The following is a 20475-nucleotide window of genomic DNA, read 5'->3' as shown; positions in this document are numbered from 1 at the left end:
CTAGGCCCGTGGCTCGGCCGGCACTGATCCGACGCTGACCCGCCGCTGATCACCGCCGGGCAGGCTCGGTGAGGTACGACGGCGGCGGGCCACCGCCCCCGCCGGCACTCCTCACCAGGAAGGTTCCCCGTGGACCCGAAGATCAACGGATTCGACTACCGACGCGTCACCGTCGCCGACGGGGTGACGCTCAACGCCGCCGTGGGCGGTTCCGGGCCGGCGGTCGTACTGTTGCACGGCTTCCCGCAGACCCACCTCATGTGGCGGCACGTCGCGGCCGACCTGGCCGCCGACCACACGGTCATCTGCCCCGACCTGCGCGGCTACGGTGACAGCGACAAGCCCCTCGACACCGACGGCGCCCGGTACGCCAAGCGCACCATGGCCGCCGACGTGGTGGCGCTGGCCGGCGCGCTCGGTCACGACCGGTTCGCATTGGTCGGGCACGACCGGGGTGCGCTGGTCGCGTTCCGCGCCGGCCTCGATCATCCGGCGGCGATCAGTCAGCTGGCCCTGCTCGACGTGCTACCCACACTGGACATGTGGGACGTGCTGCACGGCGCCAGCGCCGCTGTGGCGTTTCACCTGTACCTGATGGCGCAGCCGCCCGGCCTGCCGGAAGAGCTGATCGCCGGCAGCCCGGACGCCTTCTTCGGTCACTTCCTGGACGTCTGGACCCGTGATCCGGAGGCCCTGCCGGCGGAGGTGCGGGCCGCGTACCTGCGCGCCTCCCGCGACGCCGTCCCCTCGATCGTCGCCGACTACCGGGCGTCGGCCGGGATCGACGTGACCCACGACGCCGCCGACCGCGCGGCCGGCAACCAGCTGCGGATGCCGGTGACGGTGCTCCAGCAGGACTGGGGCGCGGCGCTGGGCTACGACGCGGCGGCGGTGTGGCGGGCCTGGGCGCCGGATCTGGACCACCAGACGGTCAGCTGCGGGCACTTCATGGCGGAGGAGGCGCCGGCCGAGGTGCTCCGGGCGCTGCGCACCCTGCTCACCCGTTGATCGATCGGCGACCCGGCCCACCGTCGCTGGGCAAGATATCCGACAGTGGTCGTCACCGGGGTGATGCTGTGACCGGGTCGCCGTCCCACGGCTCGAAGACGACCCCAATAGCGGCGCTGACCTGCGGGAATGCGACTTACACCGGGTGGACGACAACCGGTCGTCGGTGATACACAGGCAGATATCGGCAGCCAACGACGGCACGTCGCCCATCTCCTCGACCATCGATCGTTCGCACGCACGGCCACCACGGGCTTCACCGCAGACCGCACGCTCGGTCGTAAAACTCGACGCGGTACCCGGCCCACCGGCCGCTGGCGGACGAGTGCTGGTTCTCGACCAGGGAGTTGCCGTGGGAAATCTCCGTATCCGCGCCAAGCACCAGCCGTTCGAGGTGGCCGCGCTGGTCACGACGCCGATCTGCGGTGTGCTGCTGCTCGTGCTGGACGTCCGACCGACGTCGGTCCAGCTGTCCATGCCGGAACCCATCCAGGTCGGCTGGGAGGTCGCCCTGGTCGTCGTCGGCCTGGGCGGCCTCCTGGGCATCCTGTGGCCTGGCCGGCTCTCCACCGGCCTCGGCGTCGAACTCGCGTCCGTCCTGATGCTCGGCACCATCACCGGCATGTATGCGGTGGCGTTGGTGGCGGTCGCGGGCCAACAGGGAATCGTCGCCGCGTCGCTGATCGCCGCGGTGCCGGCCGGGTCGTTCTGGCGGGCCGCCCAGATCGCCATCGATCTGCGCTGCCTCGCCAAGGGCCACCAGTGCTCGGCGCACCGACGGGTCGTGGAGGGTGTGACGTGATCTCCGCACCGACGCCCGAAGCACCACACTGGGTGCAGGTGCTGCTCAGCCTGCTCGGCGTTCTCGGTGGCACCACCGGTCTGGCTGCCATCGCCACCGTCGTGGCCCAGCGCGGCAAGTTCAAGGCCGACGCCGCCGACACCCTCACCGAGGCCGCCCTGACCCTGGTCCAGCCGCTACAGATGCGGATCACCGAGCTGGAGAACGAGGCGTTGAACGCTCGATCGGAGCTGGGGCTGCTGCGCGAGCAGGTCAACCAGTTGCAGTTCCTCGTCCGGGTGCTGAGCCGCACGCTCGACCGGTGGCGGACGGCGGTGCACGCCCCCGATGCCACGCTACGCAAGATCCGCTCGGTGGTCGCGGAGTCGGAACGGCTGGCGGAGGACCGCTGAGCGTCTTCGACGACTCAACCCCGACCACGGAGGCGTTCGGCGAGTTCGCGCACCGCCTCCCGGAACTCGGGGTCGGCTTCGCCCGGATGGTGCCCCCGTAGCGGCGGCGCAGACTGCTCCCCCGGTGCGGGCAGCAGGTGTGCCGGGTCCCGCAACCGCCTGTCGACCTGCCCGGCCGGATCGGCCGGATCCGGGGCCGGGTCGCCGGGGCGGTGTGCGGCGAAGACCCAGCCGCCGACCGGGTCGGTGTCCCGCCAGAGGTTGAGCCACCGCCACTCGACCCGTTCCCCCACCTCTCGCAGCACCTCCTCGTTGAGGTAGGCCGGATAGAGCCGGGCGTACAGGCGATCCAGCGGTGACCCGTAGGTGAGCAGCGCGACCCGTTGACGTACGCGCGGGGGCAGCCGCAGCACCGCGAGGGCGAGCAGGGCGGACCCGTGGCTGTGCCCACACAGCAACACCCCGACGTGCCGCTCGGTCAGTTGGCTGATCCGGTCGGCCAGTTCCGGCACGGCCCGGTCGGCGTAGCTCGGCGGCGCGAACGGGTGCGCGGCCCGCGGCCAGAAGGTGCCCAGGTCCCACAGGATGCCGACGTGCCGTCGAAACCACGCGGTCCGATAGGCGAACACGCCCCCGGTCACCAGTGCGAGCAGCAACGCGGCCAGGAGGAAGGTGCCGCCGCTGAGCCCCATCTGGACGGCTACGGCCGGCAGCCCGAGCAGCCGCCGCGCCACCTCCTCCGGTTCGCGTCCGGTGCGCCCCACCAGGCTCGTGATGAGCCCGACCACCGCGAGCGCCGCGTACGTGGCGGCCAGCGGACCCAACCACTCGGTGAACCGTGCCCGGGTGATGGTCTTCGTCGTCAGTCGCAGCCGACCGACGGCCTCCGGTGGCACGGCCGGGAAGTCACGGGTGGTGATCGCCGCCGCCGCACGCCGCCGGCGCCGCAGTGACACGACGCTCAGCGCGCCGCACAGCAGTACCGCCGCGACCACGTGCAGGAAGAAGGCCAGCAGCGTCCAGCGGTACGGCGACGGTGGTCCACCGTCAGCGCGGTAGCCGCCGAGCAGCTCCCCCGTCTGGTAGACGAGGCCGGCGGAGAGCGCGCCGGTCAGGCCGACCGCGATGGCGGCGAGGACCGCCGCGCCCAGGCCACCCGGCAGCGCGGACCGGCCGCCCACCCGACCGTGCTGCCACAGCACCACCCCGCTGAGCAGCACCAGCAACACCATCTGGCCGAACAGCGCACCACCCGCGATCCCGTCGTAGCCGGGAAGCCCGGACGCCGACGACCAGTCACGCCGGTCGCTGGCCACGGCGACCACTGTCGCCACGGTCAGGGCGACCGCCACCGCGCCCGCCGTGCGGGCGGCCCAGGTGGCAGTCCACGCGGTCGCCGCGCGGTCGATCATCCCCGGGACGGCGAGCAGACCGACGCAGACCAGCAGCACCGCCGCGCTGAGCGCCAGCAGCAGCGTCGTGGAGAACGTCGCGCCGCTGGCGCGACGGGCCGTGAGCAACACGACATCGAGTACGGCGAGAGCGGCGGCGACGTGGATGGCGCGCAGCCGGTGCACCAGCGGCTCCACTGCCCACAGTGGATTGTCGGCCGGGCCGGACCGACGGGTGCCGAGGAGACGCAGGACCCCGATGGCGACGATCGGCAGGAGCGCCAGCACGGCCAGCCGCTGCCCGACGTGCCGGCCGTCGAGCCCGGCCATGGTGTCGAAGGGCGGGCGGCAGCGGGCCGCACCGAGACACCGCCAGGCGAGCAGGTCGAGGGCGACTCCCGCGATGGACACCACGTACAGCACTGTGAGGTTGAGCGCGAGGAGCCGACACAGCACGCTGACCGCGGCGGCGCGGCGGCGGCCGGTGGGGCGCATCCACACGGCCACGTTGCTGAGCATGAACGGCAGCAGGAAGACCATGGCGAGGGTCCGGCCGACGGTGCCCGAGGGCAGGTCACCCCAGCGGTACGCCTCCAACGTCAGCCCGTCCGGGCCGACGCCGTCCGACCGGGCGGCACGGTGGAAGCCCCCGCTGTCGTCGCCGGCGACCTGTCGGACCTGCGGCTGGTCGAGGATGACGGCGGGTTCCGCCCCGGACACGCCGTGCACCCGCAACTCCACCACGTCGTGTCGTCGCGGTTGGTCGCCGTGCTGCGGTCTTCCCTCAGGCATCGGGGGGCGCTATCCGTGTCGCCGCTGGTTGGGTGCGGAGCTCTCCCCGGGCTGGCGGATGAACCGCCGCAGTGCCGGCATCGCGTCGAACAGGACGATCAGCAGCAGCACCCCGGCGACGACGGCGCTGTTGACCAGTTGCGGAGACCGCACGGTGGCCAGTCCGCCCACGATGATGGCCGGCACACCGACCAGACGCGCCCAGGGCCAACTGCCGTCGACCACCGCCGCGAGCAGGATCCGGGCGGTCAGGAACAACGCGGGGCCGATGACGCCCACGATCGTCTGCCCCGTTTCGTGTTCTCCCGGATGGTCGATCGTCATCTCCATGGCCACCGAGGTGGCCAGCACACCGGCGATCATGACGAGGTGCAGGTAGCCCGCCATCAGCGTCAACTTGCTGCCGGGCGGGCCCTCCGCCTCGATTCTGGCGCCGAGCCGCCCGCCGGCGGGCACCAGGTAGAGCCGGGCGAGGGCCACCGCGGTCACGAACGCCAGGGCGAAGGCCACAGTGCTGTCCCGGTCCAGGCCCGACCCGCTGTAGGTGACACCGGCGATCAGGATCAGCTCACCCAGGGCGATGATGAAGATCTGTTGGTACCGCTCGGAGAGGTGTCTGCCGTTCACCTGGAGTTCCGGCCAGGTGCTGCGTCCGAGCCACGGGAACGGCCAGCGCAGCCGTGCCAGGGAGTACTCCATGACGAGGGCGAGCGCCCAGAGCACCTCCCGGGCCGGGGTGACGGCCGCCCCGACCACCCAGAGCACACCGGAGATCGCGAACCAGACAGCCACCCGCAGGCTCCGCACCTGTAGCGGGTGCCCCCGCAGGGCGGGGATCAGGATCGCCGCCCGACCCAGGTGGATGGCCACGTAGGCGACGGCGAACACCATGGCGTGTCCGTCGAACACTGTGGGTACGGCCGCAGCCATCAGCAGGCCGCCGAACATCGTCCAGAGCAGCAGGGTGACGATCAGCGGAGCCCGGGGGTCGAACCAGTCCGCCGACCAGGCGGTCACGAACCACACCCACCAGAGCGCCGCCAGCATCAGCAGCACCTGGAGACCACCGTTGAAGCTGGGGTCGTCGAGCAGCGCCCGGGACAACCGGGTCAGCGCGAAGATGAACGCCAGGTCGAAGAAGAGTTCCAGGAACGACGCCTTGCCCGGGTTCTCCCGCCGGAGCAGCAGCCGTCCCGGAAGCCTGCCCGCCATCGCCATCCTTCCCCGGCCCGCAGCTGCCACCGCCGCCCCAGTCGTACCACCCGGGCTGCCGGGCCCGGGTCGGTTCCGCCGAGCCCGGCCGTCGTCGTCAGCGGCCGGTGGTGACGCCGCGCTGGGCGATCAGGTCGGACGCCACGGTCCAGAGCCGCTCGGCGTTGCCCCGGTCGACCGCGTACGCGGCCACACCGCTGTAGTCGGCGGGCCGTTCGGTGACGACCGGGGCCTCGGCGCAGTCCTCGAAGTAGCGACCGCCGACGCCGTCCAGCAACGGGGACGCCGCGAGCAGCACCGAGGTGGCGGCGCCCTGCTGCGGGGTCTTGTGCATCTCCTTGGGCGACTTGAGCCCACCGGTGTGCTTCTGCAGGCCGGTGGCGATCGCGCCCGGGTTCAACGCGTTGGAGTAGATGCCCTCACCGGACCAGCGGCGGGTCACCTCGACCGCCAGCAGGGCCTCGGCGCTCTTGGACTGCCCGTAGGCCAGCAGCGGATCGTACGGCCGGAACGCGAAGTGCAGGTCGTCGAAGATCACCGGGGAGAAGAGGTTGCCGCTGGAGCTGACCGACACCACCCGGGCGCCGCCGGCCGCGGCGAGGGCGTCGTGCAGGCCGACGGTCAACGCGAAGTGCCCCATGAAGTTGGTGGCGAACTGCATCTCCCAGCCCTCGGCGGTGCGCTCCAGCTCGGGCAGCGCCATGATCCCCGCGTTGTTGACGAGGATGTGCAGCGGCTGGTCCCAGTCGGCGACGAACTGGCGTACCGAGGTCTGGTCGGCAAGGTCCAGCGCGCGGACGGTGACCCGCTCCGCGCCGATGCTGGCCGCGATGTCGGCGGCGGCCTGCTCACCCGCAGCGACCCGGCGGACCCCGAGCACGACCTCGGCGCCGGCGGCGGCGAGCGAACGGGCCGTCTCGACGCCGATGCCGGCGGCACCGCCGGTGACGATGGCCCGCTTGCCGGTCAGGTCGACCCCGGCGATGACCTCGTCGGCGGTCGAGGCGAAACCGAAGGGGGTGGTGATGCGCTCTGTCATTGCTGTCCCGTCTGTCGATCACGCTTACCCCGACACTGTCACCCCGGTGGCAGGGGTTAGCCGGTTCCCTGTTTTTCCTGGTAGTGGCAGGACCAGGCTGGGTGGCCGGGGGTGGCTCCTACGATGGGCGGGTGAGCACGGCCGGCCCGCTCGGCGAATACCTGCGTGCCCGGCGCGAGCTGATCGGGCCGGGTGACGTCGGGTTGCCCGGGCACGGCCGCCGGCGGGTGCCCGGCCTGCGGCGCGAGGAGGCGGCCCTGCTCGCCGGCATCAGTGCCGACTACTACCTGCGGTTGGAACAGGGGCGCGACCGGCACCCGTCGACGCAGGTGGTCGAGGCCCTGGCCCGCGCGCTGATGCTGGACGCGGACGCCGCGGCACACCTGCACAGCCTGGCCCGGCCGGTGCCGGCCCGCCGCGCGGCGCGACCATCGGAGCGGGTGCCGGTGGGCATCCGGCAGTTGGTCGGCTCGTGGGCCGAGACGCCCGCCTTCGTGCACGGTCGGCACCTGGACGTGCTCTTCGCCAACCCGGCCGCGACCGCGCTGGCACCGATCTTCACCGTCGGGGTGAACCTGCTGCGCGCGGTCTTCCTGGACCCGAGCGTGCCGGCGCTCTACCCGGGCCTGACGGCGGTCGCCGCCAACGCGGTGGCGGGGCTGCGCGCACAGATCGGCCCGGAGGTGGACGATCCCCGCCTCATCGAGCTGGTGGAGGAGCTGACGGCCGGCAGCGAACGGTTCCGGCGGTTGTGGGCCCGGCACGACGTCACCGCCCGCGCAGGCGGTGGGGTGCGGGTGTTCCAGCACCCAGAGCTGGGCGAGTTGGCGCTGCGCTACGAGAAGCTCGCGATCAGCGGCACCACCCAGTCGCTGGTCGTCTACCACGCCGAGCCGGGCAGCCCGTCGGCGCGCTCGCTGGCCCGGCTGGCCCGACGGGCAGCACCACGCTAGCTTCGCCGGATCCGCAGACCCGGGCCGGCTATCGGCTGGCCGCCCGCTCGGCGACCACCACCGCGATCCCGTCGAGGACGCGTTGCAGACCGAACTCGAAGGCGTACTCCGGGCCGTACGCGGCGCCGTGCTGCTGGCCGGCAGCGGTGCCGACCCGCGAGGCGGTCGGGTAGGCGTCGGCCGTCATGAACGTCTCCAGCCAGGGCGCGTGCGACTGCCACCACTGGCCGTCGGTCATGCCGGTCTCGCGCTCCAGGTCGACCACCTCGGAGGCGGCCCGCGCGGCGCTCTTCACGTGACCCAGCACGAGGGTGAGCACCGCGTCGACCTCGACATCGGTGAGCCCGATGTCGACGATCGCGCGAAGCTCGTAGTCGTACTTGGCCATCAGGTGCGGGCCGAGCACCGGTCGGGTCGTCTCGGCTCGCAGCATCCAGGGATGCCGCTGGTAGAGCGCCAGATTGTCGCGGGCGATCCGTTCCAGCCGGGTGCGCCAGTCGCCCTCGACGGTAGGGCGCGGCATCTCGCCGTACGCGGTGTCGATCATGACGGCGACGAGTTCGGCCTTGCCCGGCACGTAGGTGTAGACCGACATCGTGCCGACCCCCAGCGCCTCACCGACCCGGCGCATGGTCAACGCGTCGAGCCCTTCGGCGTCGGCGATGTCGATCGCGGCCCGGACGATCCGATCGACGCTGAGCGCCGGACCGGCGCTGCGGCTGGTCGGCTCCCGGGTGCGCCAGAGAAGGGCCAGGCTGCGGGCCGGGTCCGCGGTGGCCTTGCGCTCACTCGCCATGGTGCGGCCATCCTAACAACGCGGCCGTACGCGGTACGCCCGCCTCGGCCTGCTCCCGGGCTCACGCCCGGGCGTGTGGAATCAGAGCGCCTCGCGCTCGTCCGACAGCGTCGGGCCGGCGGCGGCGGGCACCAGGTGTCGAACCTCCGGCTCCCCGTCGGTCAACTCCCGGGCCCGTTGCTCGGCCGCGCGGTCCTCACCGGTCAACCGGCCGCCGTGCTGGCGCAGGTGCTCGCCCCAGGACGGCACCAGATACACCTCGACGAACCGGTCCACCGTCTCGGCCGGGCGGAACAGCCCCCAGCGCATCGCGCCGGTCCGCTGCCGCGCGCCACGCACCAGGTCCATCGCCGCCAGGAACCGTTGGGTCCGCTCCGGCCGGACGGTGTACTGCACGGTCACCAGCACCGGCCCGACTCCCGGGTCGGGCTCGTGCGCCAGGTGCAGTTGCGGCCAGTACACCGCCGGTTCCCGGTTCACCGACCGCAGGTCCGGCAACGGCCAGATCCGACTCGTCACGGTGCCGACAAGCATCAGCGCCGCCGCCGCCAGGTACGCGAGGACCAGCCCGGCCATGTCGGCCACCAACCCCCAGAGCAGCGCGCCGACGGCCTGCCCACCGGCGAAGCACACCTGGTAGACGGCCAGGCCCCGAGCCCGTACCCAGCTGGGCAGGAAGAGCTGCATCTCGGCGTTGACGTTGGCCAGTACCGTCACCCAGGCCATCCCGGCGGGCAGCAGGGCGAGCAGCACCAGCGGCACCGACCGCACGGTGCCGAGCACTGTCAGCGCCACCGTGAACAGCGCCCCGGCGATCAGCAGCAACTGGTTCGCCGACAGTCGGGTGCGGATCACGGCCAACAGCACGCCACCGGCGATGGCGCCCACACCGAGGGCTGCCAGCAGCACCCCGTACCCGCCGGAGCCCAGCCCCAGCCGCCGGTTCGCGACCAACGGCAGCAACGCCCAGAGCGCGCTGGCCGGGACCACGAAGACCAGCGCCCGGCGCAACAGCCGGCGGACGGTCGGCGAGTGGCGTACGTAGCGGCTGCCGGCGCGCAACGCGGCGGTGAACCGCTCGGGCACCTCGACCGCGCGGGCGTTGCCGGGCCGCCAACGCCACAGCGCGTACGCGAAGACCCCGAAGGCGACGGCGTTGATGCCGAAGACCGGGGCGACGCCGGTACGGGCGATCAGCACGCCGGCCACCGCGGGCCCGACCGCCCTCGCCACGTTCACGCTTATCGAACCGAGCGCGGACGCCGACCGCAGCTGGTCCTGCGGCACCAGCTCCGGGATCACCGCCGCCCACGCCGGCAGGGTCAGCGCCTGCCCCACCCCGAAGGCGAAGGTGAGGGTGAGCAGCAGCGCCGGCGGCATCCGGTCGGTCAGGGTGAGCAGCGTCAACGCCACCGCCACCGCCACCAGGAACAGCTGCACGGCGATCAGCAGGTGCCGGCGGTCGAAGCTGTCGGCCAGCACCCCGGCGGGCAACGCCAGCAGCAGCACCGGCAGCAGACTGGCGGTCTGCACCAACGCGACAAGGGTGGACGCGTTGGAGTGGTTGATCAGCAGCCACTGCGCGCCCACGGTCTGCATCCAGGTGCCGATGTTGGCGGCGAGCAGGGCCAGCCACAGGTTGCGGTAGACCGCCGTCCGCAGGGGCGCCCACGCCGAGGCCGGACGGTCGGCTTGTCCGGCTGCGGCCGTCACCACCGCCCGTCCGCGCGCAGCACGCGCTCACCGGAGACGTACAGGTCGTCGGGTTCGAGCAGCAGCAGCCGGACGACCTCGCTGGCGACCTGTTCGGGCATGGCGAACACCTCGTCCAGGAACTCGGCGCCCACCCGTTCCTGTAGCCGCGTCGGCATCGGCCCGGGATGTAGCTGCATCACCTTGACCCGGTTGCTGTGCTGGGCCTCGGCCAGCGAGTCGACCAGGCTGTTGCCGTAGCTCTTGGTGGCCCGGTAGACGGGGATGCCGGGCCGGGGTGCCGCCAGCGCCAACGCGCCGATGTACACCACGTTTCCGTGGCCCTGCCGGTGCAGGTGCTGCACCGCCTCCCGCAGCAGGTACGTGATGCCCAGGACGTTGATCTCCACGGCCCGGCGGATGTGCTCCACCGACAGGTCCCCCAGCTCGCCGCCCGCCCACATGGAGGCGCAGGCCGCCACCCCGTCGATCGTGCCGTAGCGCTCGACCACCTCGGCGAACCCGTCGCGGACCTGCTCGTAGGAGGAGATGTCGCAGACGGCGCCGTCGCAACCCAGCTCGTCGGTCGCGGTGGCGACCTCGGCCGGCACGTTGCCGAACACCACGACCTGATGCTCGTCGACGAGCAGTCGGGCCACCGCTAGGCCGAGACCGCTGGTCCCGCCGACCACCACGAAGGTTCTGGCACCCATGTCTCTCCAGCCGCCGACAGCACAGGTCACGCGGGACGCGCGACGGCCCGTTCTTCCCGTTTCCGGACCCCGCACACCCGTCCGTCGGTAGTGCTGGGCATACCCCGAAGAGTGGATCTGGACGGCTGGGGCACCCGGTCGCTCCCGATTAGCGTCTGCTGCATGACCACGGAACACAGTTCGCACCTGGCCGAGGCGCTACGCCGCCGCCGCTGGCTGATCTCCGCGTGGCCCTGGCGCGCGCTGGCCTACCTGGTCACCACAGTGCCGATCGCCGGGTTCCTCGCCGTCGGGCTGCTCGTCATCGGCGGCCCCATGCTGCCCGTCTTCAGCACGCTCCGGCGGCACGGCCGACCGCCGAGCATCGCGCTGATGCTGTTCCTGATTACCGGCAGCGTCGTCCTGGTGGCGTTGGCCCCGCTCCTGAGCTTCGCGGTGGCCGCCGTCGAGCGGTGGCGGGTCCGGCTCGTCGACGGCCGTCCGTTGGCCTCGTCGCCGTGGCCGGGCCTGGCCGCCCGCTACCGCAGCGCCGCGACCTGGCGGGAGGTGGCGTACCTGTTCTGGCTGGGCGGCTTCACTCCTGTCGCGTACTGGGTGTTCCTGATCCTGGTGCTGCTCGACCTCGGGATGATCTCCAGCCCCTGGCTGGCCGGCGACGCCAACCAGCCGGTGGTGATCTGGCAGCCGATCGACAGCACCGGCGAGGCCATTCCGTACGCGATAGTGGGGGTGCTGCTGATCCCGGTGCTCTGGTACGCCATCGGTCTGCTCGCCGCCGTCCAGGCCGCCGTGGCCCGGTGGGCACTGGCCCATCCGGTGGACGCGGCGGCGCTGCGCGAGGTCGCCCGCTCCCGCACCCGACTGGTCGGCGCGTACGAGGCCGAACGCCGCCGCATCGAGCGCGACCTGCACGACGGCGCACAGCCCCGGCTCACCAGCCTCACCCTCCAACTGGGGCTGGCCCAGCTGGACGTACCCGAGGACTCCCCCGCCGCCCGACCGCTCGCCGTGGCGCACGACCAGGCCCGGGGCCTGATGGTGATGCTGCGGCAGTTGGTGCACGGCATCCGCCCGCAGAGCCTCACCGACCTCGGCCTGGCCGGCGCCGTACGCGAACTGGCCGACGCCGCCACCATCCCGGTCACCGTGCACGCCGACCCGCACGACGAGTTGCCGGAGATCGTGGAGACCACCGCCTACTTCGTGGTCTCCGAGGCGCTGGGCAACGTGGCCCGGCACGCCGGGGCGACCCGCGCCGACGTACGCCTCACCCGGGCCGGCGGTGACCTCGTCGTCGAGGTGACCGACGACGGTCACGGCGGCGCCGACCCGGCCCGGGGCACCGGCCTGACTGGGCTCGCCGACCGGGTCGCCGCCGTGGACGGCCGGCTGCTGCTGTCCAGCCCGCCCGGCGGGCCTACAGTGCTCCGGGTGGAAATGCCATGTCGTCGGTGACCCGGGTGGTGCTCGCCGAGGACGAGGTGCTGCTGCGGGAGGGTCTCGTCGCCCTGCTGACCCGCTTCGACTTCACAGTGTGCGCGGCCGTCGGCTCCGCGCCGGAGCTGCTGGCGGCGGCCCGCGACCACCGCCCGGACCTGGTGCTGACCGACATCCGGATGCCGCCGGGCCGCCGCGACGACGGGCTACGCGCGGCCGTCGCGCTACGCGCCGAGCGACCCGACCTCCCGGTCGTGGTGCTCAGCCAGTACGTGCAGACCGGGTACGCGGCGGCGCTGCTGGACAGCGGCGACGGCCAACGGGTGGGCTACCTGCTCAAGGACCGCGTCGCCGAGGTCACCGAGTTCGTCGACACGCTGCGCCGGGTCGCCGACGGCGGCACCGCCATCGACCCGGACGTGGTCCGGCAACTACTGCACCGCCCCCGCGACCCGCTCGCCGCGCTCTCCGCCCGGGAACGCGAGGTGCTGGCGCTGCTCGCCGAGGGGCGGTCCAACGCGTCGATCGCCGGCCGGCTGCACGTCAGCGAGGCGGCGGTCGGCAAGCACGTCGGCAACATCCTGCTGAAGCTCGACCTGCCGCCCAGCGACGACACCAACCGGCGGGTGTTGGCGGTCCTCACCTACCTGCGCGCCGACCCGGCGAGCTGACGGGCCGAGATCGGGCCCGACCGCCCCGGGCGTAGATTCTTCTCAGCGGTACCGGCGCCAGGTCAGGGCGCCGACCAGGGAGACGGGGGCATGGCATGGCGAAGGCGCTGCGGGTTGGTCTGCTGGGATACGGGCTGGCGGGCCGGGTGTTCCACGCGCCGCTGATCGCCGCGACCCCCGGGCTGCGGCTCGACGCCATCGTGACCCGCGACCCGCAGCGTCGCGAGCAGGCCCGACAGCACTTCCCGGACGCCCGCCTGGTCGACGACGCCGACGAGCTGTGGCGTACCCCGGACGCCCTGGACCTGGTCGTGGTGGCGACGCCGAACCGTCAGCACGTGCCGATGGCCCGCGCGGCGCTCGCCGCCGGCCTGCCGGTCGTCGTCGACAAGCCCCTCTCCCCGACCGCGGCGGAGGGCCGCCTGCTGATCGACGAGGCGACCGAGCGGGGGGTGCCGCTGACGGTCTTCCAGAACCGGCGCTGGGACGGCGACTTCCTGACCGTCCGCCGCCTGGTCGAGCAGGGCGAGTTGGGGCAGGTGCTGCGCTTCGAGTCCCGGTTCGAGCGGTTCCGTCCGACGATCAAGCCGGGCTGGCGGGAGCTTGCCGGTCCGGAGGAGGCCGGCGGCGCCCTCTTCGACCTCGGCGCCCACCTCGTCGACCAGGCGGTGCAGCTGTTCGGCAGTGTCGACCGCGTCTACGCGGAGGTGGACCGTCGCCGCGCGGGCGCAGCCGTCGACGACGACGCCTTCGTGGCGTTGACCCACGCCAACGGGGTCCACTCGCACCTGTGGATGGGCGCGGTGACCGCCCAACTCGGGCCGCGCCTGCGCGTGCTGGGCGACCGGGCCGGCTACACCAGCTACGGGCTGGACGTGCAGGAGGCGGCGCTGCACGACGGCGGCCGACCGGACCAGCCGGGCTGGGGCGAGGTCCCGCCGGAGCGCTACGGCCTGCTCGGCGTCGACGGTGACCTGCGGCCGGTGCCGACCGAGCCCGGCGCGTACCAGAGCTTCTACGCCCAGGTGGCGGCTGCGCTGCGCGACGGCGCCCCGATGCCGGTGGACCCACGGGACTCGGTGCACACCGTCGAGTTGATCGAGTTGGCGCACCGGTCGGCGGCCGAGGGCGTGGTCCTGCCGGTCCCGACCGCCTGACCGGGGCCTGACACCCGACCGGTCGGCACGTCCCGCCGGCCGGGCCGCCGCGTACGCGAAAACCAGTGGAACGGCGCCGCCGTGCGCCGTTACCGTGCTGCGCAACGTGGTCGTCTAGGCAAGGACGTGCCGTTGTACACCCTGTGAGACCTCCCGAGAGCTGATCTGTCGCGCGTCGCGCAGCTGCGCCGCGCTCCTTTTTGCTGCGGACTTCTCACTGAAACCGGTGTACTTCTGTGCTCAAAAATTGGGCCGTCGTGCCCACCTGCCTGCCCATCGTTCAGCGCCGTTGCCACGCGTGCCCGTCCCAACGCCTTCGGGCGAGCGGCAAGTTCCGTGTCAACGCCAACCACAAGCTCCTCGACGTCTGGCTTCTCGCGCTCTGCATCGAGTGCGGGGAGACGGCGAAGCTCACCGTCCTGGGCCGGATGACGGTGCGCTCCATCCCACCCGAACTGCTGGACCGGCTCCACGCCAACGACCCGGGCCTGATCGCCGAACTGCTCCAGGAGCCGGCCGTTCAGCACCGAAACCGGTTCGCCCTGGACTGGACCGACGCCTGGCGTCTCGACACCGGCGGATCGGAGCACCTGGACCTCGACGTGATCGACGTCGCGGTCCGCAACGCGGCGCGGATCCCGGTCCGGCCGACCCGACTGATCGCTGAGGGTTGCGGTCTCTCCCGGGGCGAGGTCGACCGACTGATCACGGAGGGGAAGGTCGTCTCGGCGTTCCGGTTGGGCGGCAAGCTCTCCGGCGACTTCACCTTCACCCTCAAACGCTGACCCCGCCCTCGGGGCCTGTCCGGCACGACGCCGGGCAGGCCCTGTTGACGGCGGTTGGGCGGCCAGCACATTGATCGACTCGGTTTCCGTGAAAGCGCGGGGTTAGTCCGCCTCCAACACCGCAATTTCACGGAAGTCGAGTGGATCTTGCCCGCCGTCCGGTTCCGGTGGCCTCAGTCGGCGTTCTGCTCGGAGCGAGCGTCGTCCGGCGCGCGAGCGTCATCGTCGGTCAGCGCGTCGTCCGACGATGTGGCCAGATCGGCGAGCCGCCGCTCGGCCTCTCGGATCTCCTCGTCGAGCCTGGGGTTCTCCTCGTCGGGACCCTGCGACATGGGGACCTCCATCGGGCGCGACTGGCAGACCTCCGTGTACGTGTACCCGAACTGACGGCGGGGACACGAAGGTCCGCCACATCCCCTGATCACGTGATGATGAGTAGTTGAATCGAGCCGCCAGCAACTACTCCTCATCAAGTGATCGAGGAGATCCCACGTCTTCGGCGACCCAGAGGCCACGGCCCTGGAGACCCACCACCAAGCCGCGTGTCTGAAGAACGATGATCGCCCGTTGGACCGTGGTCACACTGACGTCATAGAGGTTCGATAGTTCGCTGTAGGTGGGCAGACGCTCCCCTGCCGCGTACTCGCCGCTCTTGATCCGAGCGGCGAGGTCCTCGGCCACCTCGCGGTATCCGCCGGTAGGTATGGGCATGTGAAGGTTCCTTCGTTCGGCACCTTCCATCGGACCACGCCATCCACAGGCCTTCGATCCCGCCCAGGGGCGACGGCGAACAGGTCGACCCTGGGCGGGCCTGATCGCGTCTCGCGAAAGGCGTACCAATCATGCCGATCGACGAACCCGTGTCCAAGGCGACCGAGTTGTTCACGGCCGAACGAGTATTGGATACCCACTGGACTCGGGCACTAGAGCGGCCATGGCGAGCTGGCGGCTGCCTTGAGTGCCAAGGTCGCGACAACTGCTCGCAACTGGATTGGGCGTTGGCGCTTCTGGCAGACGTTGCTTCCGTCATGCTTCAAAAGCGGTGACCTGTGAGTCAGGCGGGTGAACCGCTCAGCGATTGCGGCGGACCAACGTACCGAGCGCCGGGCCGGTCGGCGGGCGCGCCGGGCTGGAGCCCGGGAGCGTTGCCGACCCGGCCCGGTGCCGGATCAGCGCTGCTTCAGCTCGCGCCAGGATGGGTGGGTGCCGCGCCAGGCGTCGGCGAGGATGGCCGCCGAGGCCCGGCTTGGGCACTGCTGCACCCGCTCACGACCCGACGCCCCACCGATCTGGGCGCGGACCTCCCAACCCTGCCCGTCAGTACGGATGTACACGTCCCTGCGCCCGCGCGGGGTCGTGTCTCCGTTCCACCAGTGTTCCTCCACCTTCATTCGCCGACCGTATAGCAATTCCCGCGCCGAGGGTACGGCGCAGGTATGCCCGGACCGGGGCAAGGGCGACATTTCTGGCGCATTTCAGCCCAACCGTTGACGGTTCGAAACCATAACGGGCGGTTCTCCCGCTCCTGACTTGCGAATCAGGAGCCCCGCCCCACTCTGCCCCCTCCCCGCAACCCCACCCCCGGCGGAGCGGTCAGGTCTGGGTTGTCAGCAGGTAGTCGTCGGCTTCGGGGCTCCAGCGCAGGTCCAGTACGCCGGCGGTGGCGGCGGCCTTGCAGAACTGCAGGAAGCTGCGGTAGCCGAGCTTCTTCTCGCTGAAGTCCGGGCGGGCCCGGCGCACCTGGTTCTTCAATCCGGACAACGCCACCGGGTTGCCGCCGCTGCCCAGGTCCGCCACGACGCCCCGGAGCAGGCCGAACGCCACCTCCCGGTCGCCGTGCTCGGGCAGCGAGACCTCCGGGTCACCCTTCGCCGGGCCCTCGCCCAACTCGATCACGTTGCGCTCGGCGAGGTGACGCAGCAGTTCGCCGAAGGTCCGGAAGCCGTAGTCGGACTCGCTGAAGGTCGGGTCCTTGCGCAGCAGGGTGCGCTTGAGTCGGGAGGCGGTGACCTCACCGTTGGCGCTGCCCTGCAACCCGGCGACCGACTGGGCGACGAAAACGGCGAGGGCGTCCACGTCCCGGCCGGGCTCCTCCCCCGCCGGTCGGCGGTCCACCTCGGGCTCCTGCTCCCGCTCCGGCTCGGGTGCGCGCTGCTCGGCACCGGCCTGTCGGGCGGCGGGACGCGCGCGCCTACCCCGGGCCGGCGGGATGTCCACGCCCTCCAGCCGGTCGTAGTAGAGGAACTCGTCGCAGGCCGGGGGCAGCAGCCCCGAGGTGGACCCCTCGACACCGACCCCGATGACCCGCTTGTTCAGCTCGCGCAGCTTGTGCACCAGCGGGGTGAAGTCGCTGTCACCGCTACAGATGACGAAGGTGGAGATGTAGTCGCGTTCGAACGCCAACTCGATCGCGTCGACGGCCATCTTGATGTCCGCTGCGTTCTTCCGGGACGCGCCCATCCGCTGCGGGATCTCGATCAGCTCGACGTGGGACCGGGTGAGCATTCGGCGGTCCTCGTCGAAGTACGACCAGTCGGCGTACGCCCGGCGGACCACCACCCGACCTCGTTCGGCCAGCGCGTCGGCGATGGGCCGGAAGTCGAAGGCCGCGCCGCCGCGATGGTCGCGCGCGCCCAGCGCGAGGTTCTCGTAGTCGAGGAAGAGGGCAATCCGGTCTTCTTGATCCACGCGGATCAGCCTACGCCCGGCGTGAGCTGGTCGGGGCGGGCGACGCGCGACACCTCAACTCGACGACCGTCCATTTCTTGCGGCCTGATAGTCGTTTATTTTCATTGTTCGATAGTTGTCTTGCAGTGCCATGTCTGGTGCTGCATCATGACGATCAATGTCGGGCGTCGGGGGAACGCCGGGCGGACCTCCACCACCACCCATCCAGGAGGGTCACCGATGTTTCGCAGCCTCATGCCGGCGCGGGGACGCCCCGGCCGGCCCAGCGGCGCCGCCGTCGCGCTAGCCGCCGGTCTCGCCGTGCTGGTCGCCGGGCCCACAGTGGCCGCCGCCAGTCCACCCGCGTCCGCTGGCGCGCAGCCGGTGGTCACCCGGGCCGCCCTCGATCCGGCGCTGGTCGCCGGACGTGGCGCGGACGTCGACTTCCTCGAGCAGGAAGCCGAGAACGCCCGCACCAACGGCGAGCTGATCGGGCCCGACCGGTCCGCCTACACGCTGCCCGCGGAGGCTTCCGGCCGCCGGGCGGTCCGGCTCACCCCCGGGGAGTACGTGGAGTTCGTCCTGCCCAGCGCGGCGAACGGGATCACCGTGCGGTACAGCATCCCGGACGCGCCGCAGGGCGGTGGGATCACCGCGCCGCTGCGAGTCGCGGTCAACGGCAAGCACCTGCGCACCATGACGCTCACCTCGCAGTACTCGTGGCTCTACAACCAGTACCCGTTCACCAACGACCCGCAGGCCGGGCTGCTGCACCCGGACTGGTGGATCACCGAGTGCCAGTGCGTGCCGTCGGCCACCACGCCGTACCCGAGCATCGACAAGCCGTTCCGGCCCACCCACTTCTACGACGAGCAGCGGCTGCTGCTCGGGCGCACCTACCGGGCCGGCGACAAGGTCCGGCTCACCGCGCCGCCCGGTAGCGCCGCCGCCTGGACCGTCATCGACCTGCTCGACTCCGAGTTGGTCGCGCCGCCGCACGTCCGGCTGCTCGCGGCGAACGTCCTCGCCTTCGGCGCCGACCCCACCGGCCGGCGGGACTCCGCCGACGCGCTGGACCGGGCCATCGCCTTCGCTCGACGCGCCCACCTCACGGTGTACATCCCACCGGGCACCTACCAGGTCAACCGGCACATCATCGTCGACGACGTGACCATCGAGGGCGCCGGCAACTGGTACACCATCATCAAGGGCCGCGAGGTCGCCCTGCCGACCCCCGCGCCGGACGGCTCGGTGCATACCGGAGTCGGGTTCTATGGTCGGGACGCCGCCGACGGCGGCAGCCGTAACGTGCACCTCGCAGGCTTCGCCATCGAGGGCGACGTGCGCGAGCGCATCGACACCGACCAGGTCAACGGGATCGGTGGGGCGATGAGCGACTCCACAGTCGACGGGCTCTACCTGCACCACACCAAGGCGGGCCTGTGGTTCGACGGCCCGATGCGCAACGTCCGCGTCACCAACAACATCATCGTCGACCAGATCGCCGACGCGCTCAACTTCCACACCGGCGTGACCGACTCCCTCGTGGCGCACAACTTCGTCCGCAACACCGGCGACGACGGCCTGGCCATGTGGTCGGAGAAGACGGCCAACGCGCGGAACACGTTCGACCACAACACCGTGCAGTCACCGACCCTGGCCAACGGCATCGCCATCTACGGCGGCACCGACACCACCGTCTCGCACAACCTGGTCGCCGACCCGGTACGCGAGGGCAGCGGTCTGCACGCCGGTGCCCGTTTCGGTGCGGAGCCGTTCACCGGGCACCTGCGGTTCACCAACAACACCACCGCCCGCGCCGGCACCTACGAGCTGAACTGGAACATCGGGCTGGGCGCGCTCTGGGTCTTCGCCCTGGATCGCAGCATCGAGGCGCCCATCGAGGTGACCGGCGACGCGTACCTGGACAACACGTACAACGCGATCATGCTGGTCAGCGACTGGCCGGTGAAGGATCTCTACTCGATCTCCGATGCGCGCTTCCGGGACGTCCGTGTCGACGGCACCGGCACCTCGGTGGTCAGCGCCCGCGCGGCCGGGTCGGCCTCGTTCGCCAACGTGGACGCCCGCAACGTCGGCGCGGTCGGCGTCAACAACTGCGGATCGTTCCACTTCACCCCGGCCGGTTCGGAGTTCACACTGACCGACCTCGGCGGTAACGACGGCGGGTGGCTCGCGCCGTGGCTGCTGCCCAACACCATCACCTGCGACGACCGGCCGCCCGTGTCGCCGCCCCCGCCTCCGGCGCAGTGGTGAGAGCGGTGGGCGGCCCGAGCGATCGGGCCGCCCACCGCGCACAGTTCAGCGCGTTCTGACGTACGCCAGCGGCACGGTAGTGGACTGACCGTGCCATCTGCCGCTCAGCGTGCCCCCGGCCGGCCCGTCGGCCCCGGCCCCGGGCCTGCGCACGACGACCAGCTCGACGGTGTCGGTGTCGATGAGCGTGCGGTCCTCGTCGACCACCCGTCGCACCGCGCCCACGGCCGGCACCTGGGCGTCGGCGGCGCCGTCGACGACGACCGTCACCGTCGGTTCACGCACCTCGCGCCGGCCGTCGACCTCGAAGTACTCCTCCGCCTGGCCGCTGCCGGTGAGGGTCGCGTGGGCGAGCGCGGCGGCGTACACCGGGTCGACGCAGCCGTCGTACACCCAGCGCCGGCCGAGCACCGAGTGCTCGGTGGTGCCGACCAGCCACCCGTCCGCACCGTCGAGGGGCGCGGCACGGTAGGTGAGCGGGACATGGTGGACCGGACCGTCGGCGGCACCGACCAGCATCGTCTCGATGCCGACCTCGCCGGCCGGGTCGTCGAAGCGGTAGGCGCCTCGGCTCACCAACTCGACGCCGGCCGGCCCGGCGAACCACTGTCGGTTGGGCAGCCAGGTGGTCAGCAGGTCCAGTTTCGTGGGGTGCAGGGTCGCCCTGTGCAGCAGTGCCATGACCGCAGCC

20 protein-coding genes are annotated in these 20475 nt (G+C 71.7%); 9 read left to right on the top strand and 11 right to left on the bottom strand.

The window, feature by feature from the left end:
- The first annotated feature begins 129 nt into the window (after positions 1-129).
- From IW249_RS19290 to IW249_RS19280, 3 genes are all read left to right on the top strand, one after another.
- The gene (locus IW249_RS19290) at positions 130-1008 is read left to right on the top strand and encodes an alpha/beta fold hydrolase (protein ID WP_196922036.1); all 879 of its coding nucleotides are present in this window, start codon (positions 130-132) and stop codon (positions 1006-1008) included.
- 352 nt (positions 1009-1360) lie between these two features.
- Entirely contained in the window at positions 1361-1810 is a 450-nt protein-coding gene (locus IW249_RS19285; protein WP_307788634.1) for a hypothetical protein, read from the top strand.
- A complete protein-coding gene (locus IW249_RS19280) occupies positions 1807-2202 on the top strand; it encodes a hypothetical protein (RefSeq protein ID WP_196922035.1) in 396 nt (131 codons plus the stop codon). The genes IW249_RS19285 and IW249_RS19280 overlap by 4 nt, the downstream gene beginning before the upstream one ends.
- A 14-nt stretch (positions 2203-2216) precedes the next feature.
- Here IW249_RS19280 and IW249_RS19275 read toward each other — a convergent pair whose 3' ends face one another.
- The 3 genes from IW249_RS19275 to IW249_RS19265 form a co-directional block, all read right to left on the bottom strand.
- Complete coding sequence (locus IW249_RS19275; protein ID WP_196922034.1) at positions 2217-4385, bottom strand: hypothetical protein; 2169 nt, start codon at positions 4383-4385, stop codon at positions 2217-2219.
- Between the two features lie 9 nt (positions 4386-4394).
- Positions 4395-5597: a low temperature requirement protein A gene (locus IW249_RS19270; RefSeq protein ID WP_196922033.1), complete on the bottom strand. Its 1203-nt coding sequence runs from the start codon at positions 5595-5597 to the stop codon at positions 4395-4397.
- A 97-nt stretch (positions 5598-5694) separates the two neighbouring features.
- Entirely contained in the window at positions 5695-6636 is a 942-nt protein-coding gene (locus IW249_RS19265) for an SDR family NAD(P)-dependent oxidoreductase (protein ID WP_196922032.1), read from the bottom strand.
- Between the two features lie 131 nt (positions 6637-6767).
- Here IW249_RS19265 and IW249_RS19260 point away from each other — a divergent pair, with 131 nt between their 5' ends.
- Positions 6768-7589 carry a helix-turn-helix transcriptional regulator gene (locus IW249_RS19260; RefSeq protein ID WP_196922031.1) on the top strand — a complete coding sequence of 274 codons (822 nt, stop codon included), beginning with the start codon at positions 6768-6770 and terminating at the stop codon, positions 7587-7589.
- A 28-nt stretch (positions 7590-7617) separates the two neighbouring features.
- Here the strand turns inward: IW249_RS19260 and IW249_RS19255 are convergent, their stop codons facing one another.
- The 3 genes from IW249_RS19255 to IW249_RS19245 form a co-directional block, all read right to left on the bottom strand.
- A complete protein-coding gene (locus tag IW249_RS19255; RefSeq protein ID WP_196922030.1) occupies positions 7618-8385 on the bottom strand; it encodes a TetR/AcrR family transcriptional regulator in 768 nt (255 codons plus the stop codon).
- Between the two features lie 81 nt (positions 8386-8466).
- Positions 8467-10101, bottom strand: a complete 1635-nt coding sequence (locus IW249_RS19250) for an MFS transporter (protein ID WP_196922029.1) — start codon at positions 10099-10101, stop codon at positions 8467-8469.
- Positions 10095-10790: an SDR family NAD(P)-dependent oxidoreductase gene (locus IW249_RS19245; RefSeq protein WP_196922028.1), complete on the bottom strand. Its 696-nt coding sequence runs from the start codon at positions 10788-10790 to the stop codon at positions 10095-10097. The genes IW249_RS19250 and IW249_RS19245 overlap by 7 nt, the downstream gene beginning before the upstream one ends.
- A gap of 162 nt (positions 10791-10952) precedes the next feature.
- Between IW249_RS19245 and IW249_RS19240 the strand changes: the two genes are divergently transcribed.
- The 4 genes from IW249_RS19240 to IW249_RS19225 all read left to right on the top strand — a co-directional run bounded on the left by IW249_RS19240 (position 10953) and on the right by IW249_RS19225 (position 14840).
- Positions 10953-12245, top strand: coding sequence for a sensor histidine kinase (locus IW249_RS19240; protein WP_196922027.1), 1293 nt, complete (start codon positions 10953-10955; stop codon positions 12243-12245).
- On the top strand, positions 12233-12898 hold the full coding sequence (locus IW249_RS19235) for a response regulator transcription factor (protein ID WP_196922026.1): 666 nt from the start codon (positions 12233-12235) through the stop codon (positions 12896-12898). The genes IW249_RS19240 and IW249_RS19235 overlap by 13 nt, the downstream gene beginning before the upstream one ends.
- Positions 12899-12993: 95 nt before the next feature.
- On the top strand, positions 12994-14055 hold the full coding sequence (locus IW249_RS19230; protein ID WP_196922025.1) for a Gfo/Idh/MocA family oxidoreductase: 1062 nt from the start codon (positions 12994-12996) through the stop codon (positions 14053-14055).
- A 236-nt stretch (positions 14056-14291) separates the two neighbouring features.
- Positions 14292-14840 carry a DUF1062 domain-containing protein gene (locus tag IW249_RS19225; RefSeq protein ID WP_196922024.1) on the top strand — a complete coding sequence of 183 codons (549 nt, stop codon included), beginning with the start codon at positions 14292-14294 and terminating at the stop codon, positions 14838-14840.
- 173 nt (positions 14841-15013) lie between these two features.
- On the opposite strand, the gene IW249_RS19220 is transcribed toward IW249_RS19225, so the two are convergent.
- The 4 genes from IW249_RS19220 to IW249_RS19205 form a co-directional block, all read right to left on the bottom strand.
- Positions 15014-15172 carry a hypothetical protein gene (locus tag IW249_RS19220; protein WP_167492920.1) on the bottom strand — a complete coding sequence of 53 codons (159 nt, stop codon included), beginning with the start codon at positions 15170-15172 and terminating at the stop codon, positions 15014-15016.
- 127 nt (positions 15173-15299) lie between these two features.
- Entirely contained in the window at positions 15300-15551 is a 252-nt protein-coding gene (locus tag IW249_RS19215; protein ID WP_124815697.1) for a winged helix-turn-helix domain-containing protein, read from the bottom strand.
- Between the two features lie 458 nt (positions 15552-16009).
- Positions 16010-16231, bottom strand: coding sequence for a hypothetical protein (locus IW249_RS19210; RefSeq protein WP_030335934.1), 222 nt, complete (start codon positions 16229-16231; stop codon positions 16010-16012).
- Positions 16232-16433: 202 nt separating this feature from the next.
- Entirely contained in the window at positions 16434-17528 is a 1095-nt protein-coding gene (locus IW249_RS19205; RefSeq protein ID WP_196922023.1) for a PIN domain-containing protein, read from the bottom strand.
- Positions 17529-17747: 219 nt separating this feature from the next.
- On the opposite strand from IW249_RS19205, the gene IW249_RS19200 reads away from it, so the two are divergent.
- Positions 17748-19784 carry a glycosyl hydrolase family 28-related protein gene (locus IW249_RS19200; RefSeq protein ID WP_196922022.1) on the top strand — a complete coding sequence of 679 codons (2037 nt, stop codon included), beginning with the start codon at positions 17748-17750 and terminating at the stop codon, positions 19782-19784.
- A gap of 45 nt (positions 19785-19829) precedes the next feature.
- On the opposite strand, the gene IW249_RS19195 is transcribed toward IW249_RS19200, so the two are convergent.
- Positions 19830-20465, bottom strand: coding sequence for a CG0192-related protein (locus tag IW249_RS19195; RefSeq protein ID WP_196922021.1), 636 nt, complete (start codon positions 20463-20465; stop codon positions 19830-19832).
- Between the last annotated feature and the right edge of the window lie 10 nt (positions 20466-20475).

This window comes from Micromonospora vinacea, assembly GCF_015751785.1.
Classification (GTDB): Bacteria; Actinomycetota; Actinomycetes; order Mycobacteriales; family Micromonosporaceae; genus Micromonospora; species Micromonospora vinacea.
The sequence above is the reverse complement of the archived record's forward strand: the minus strand, read 5'-3'. Positions and strand labels throughout refer to the sequence as shown.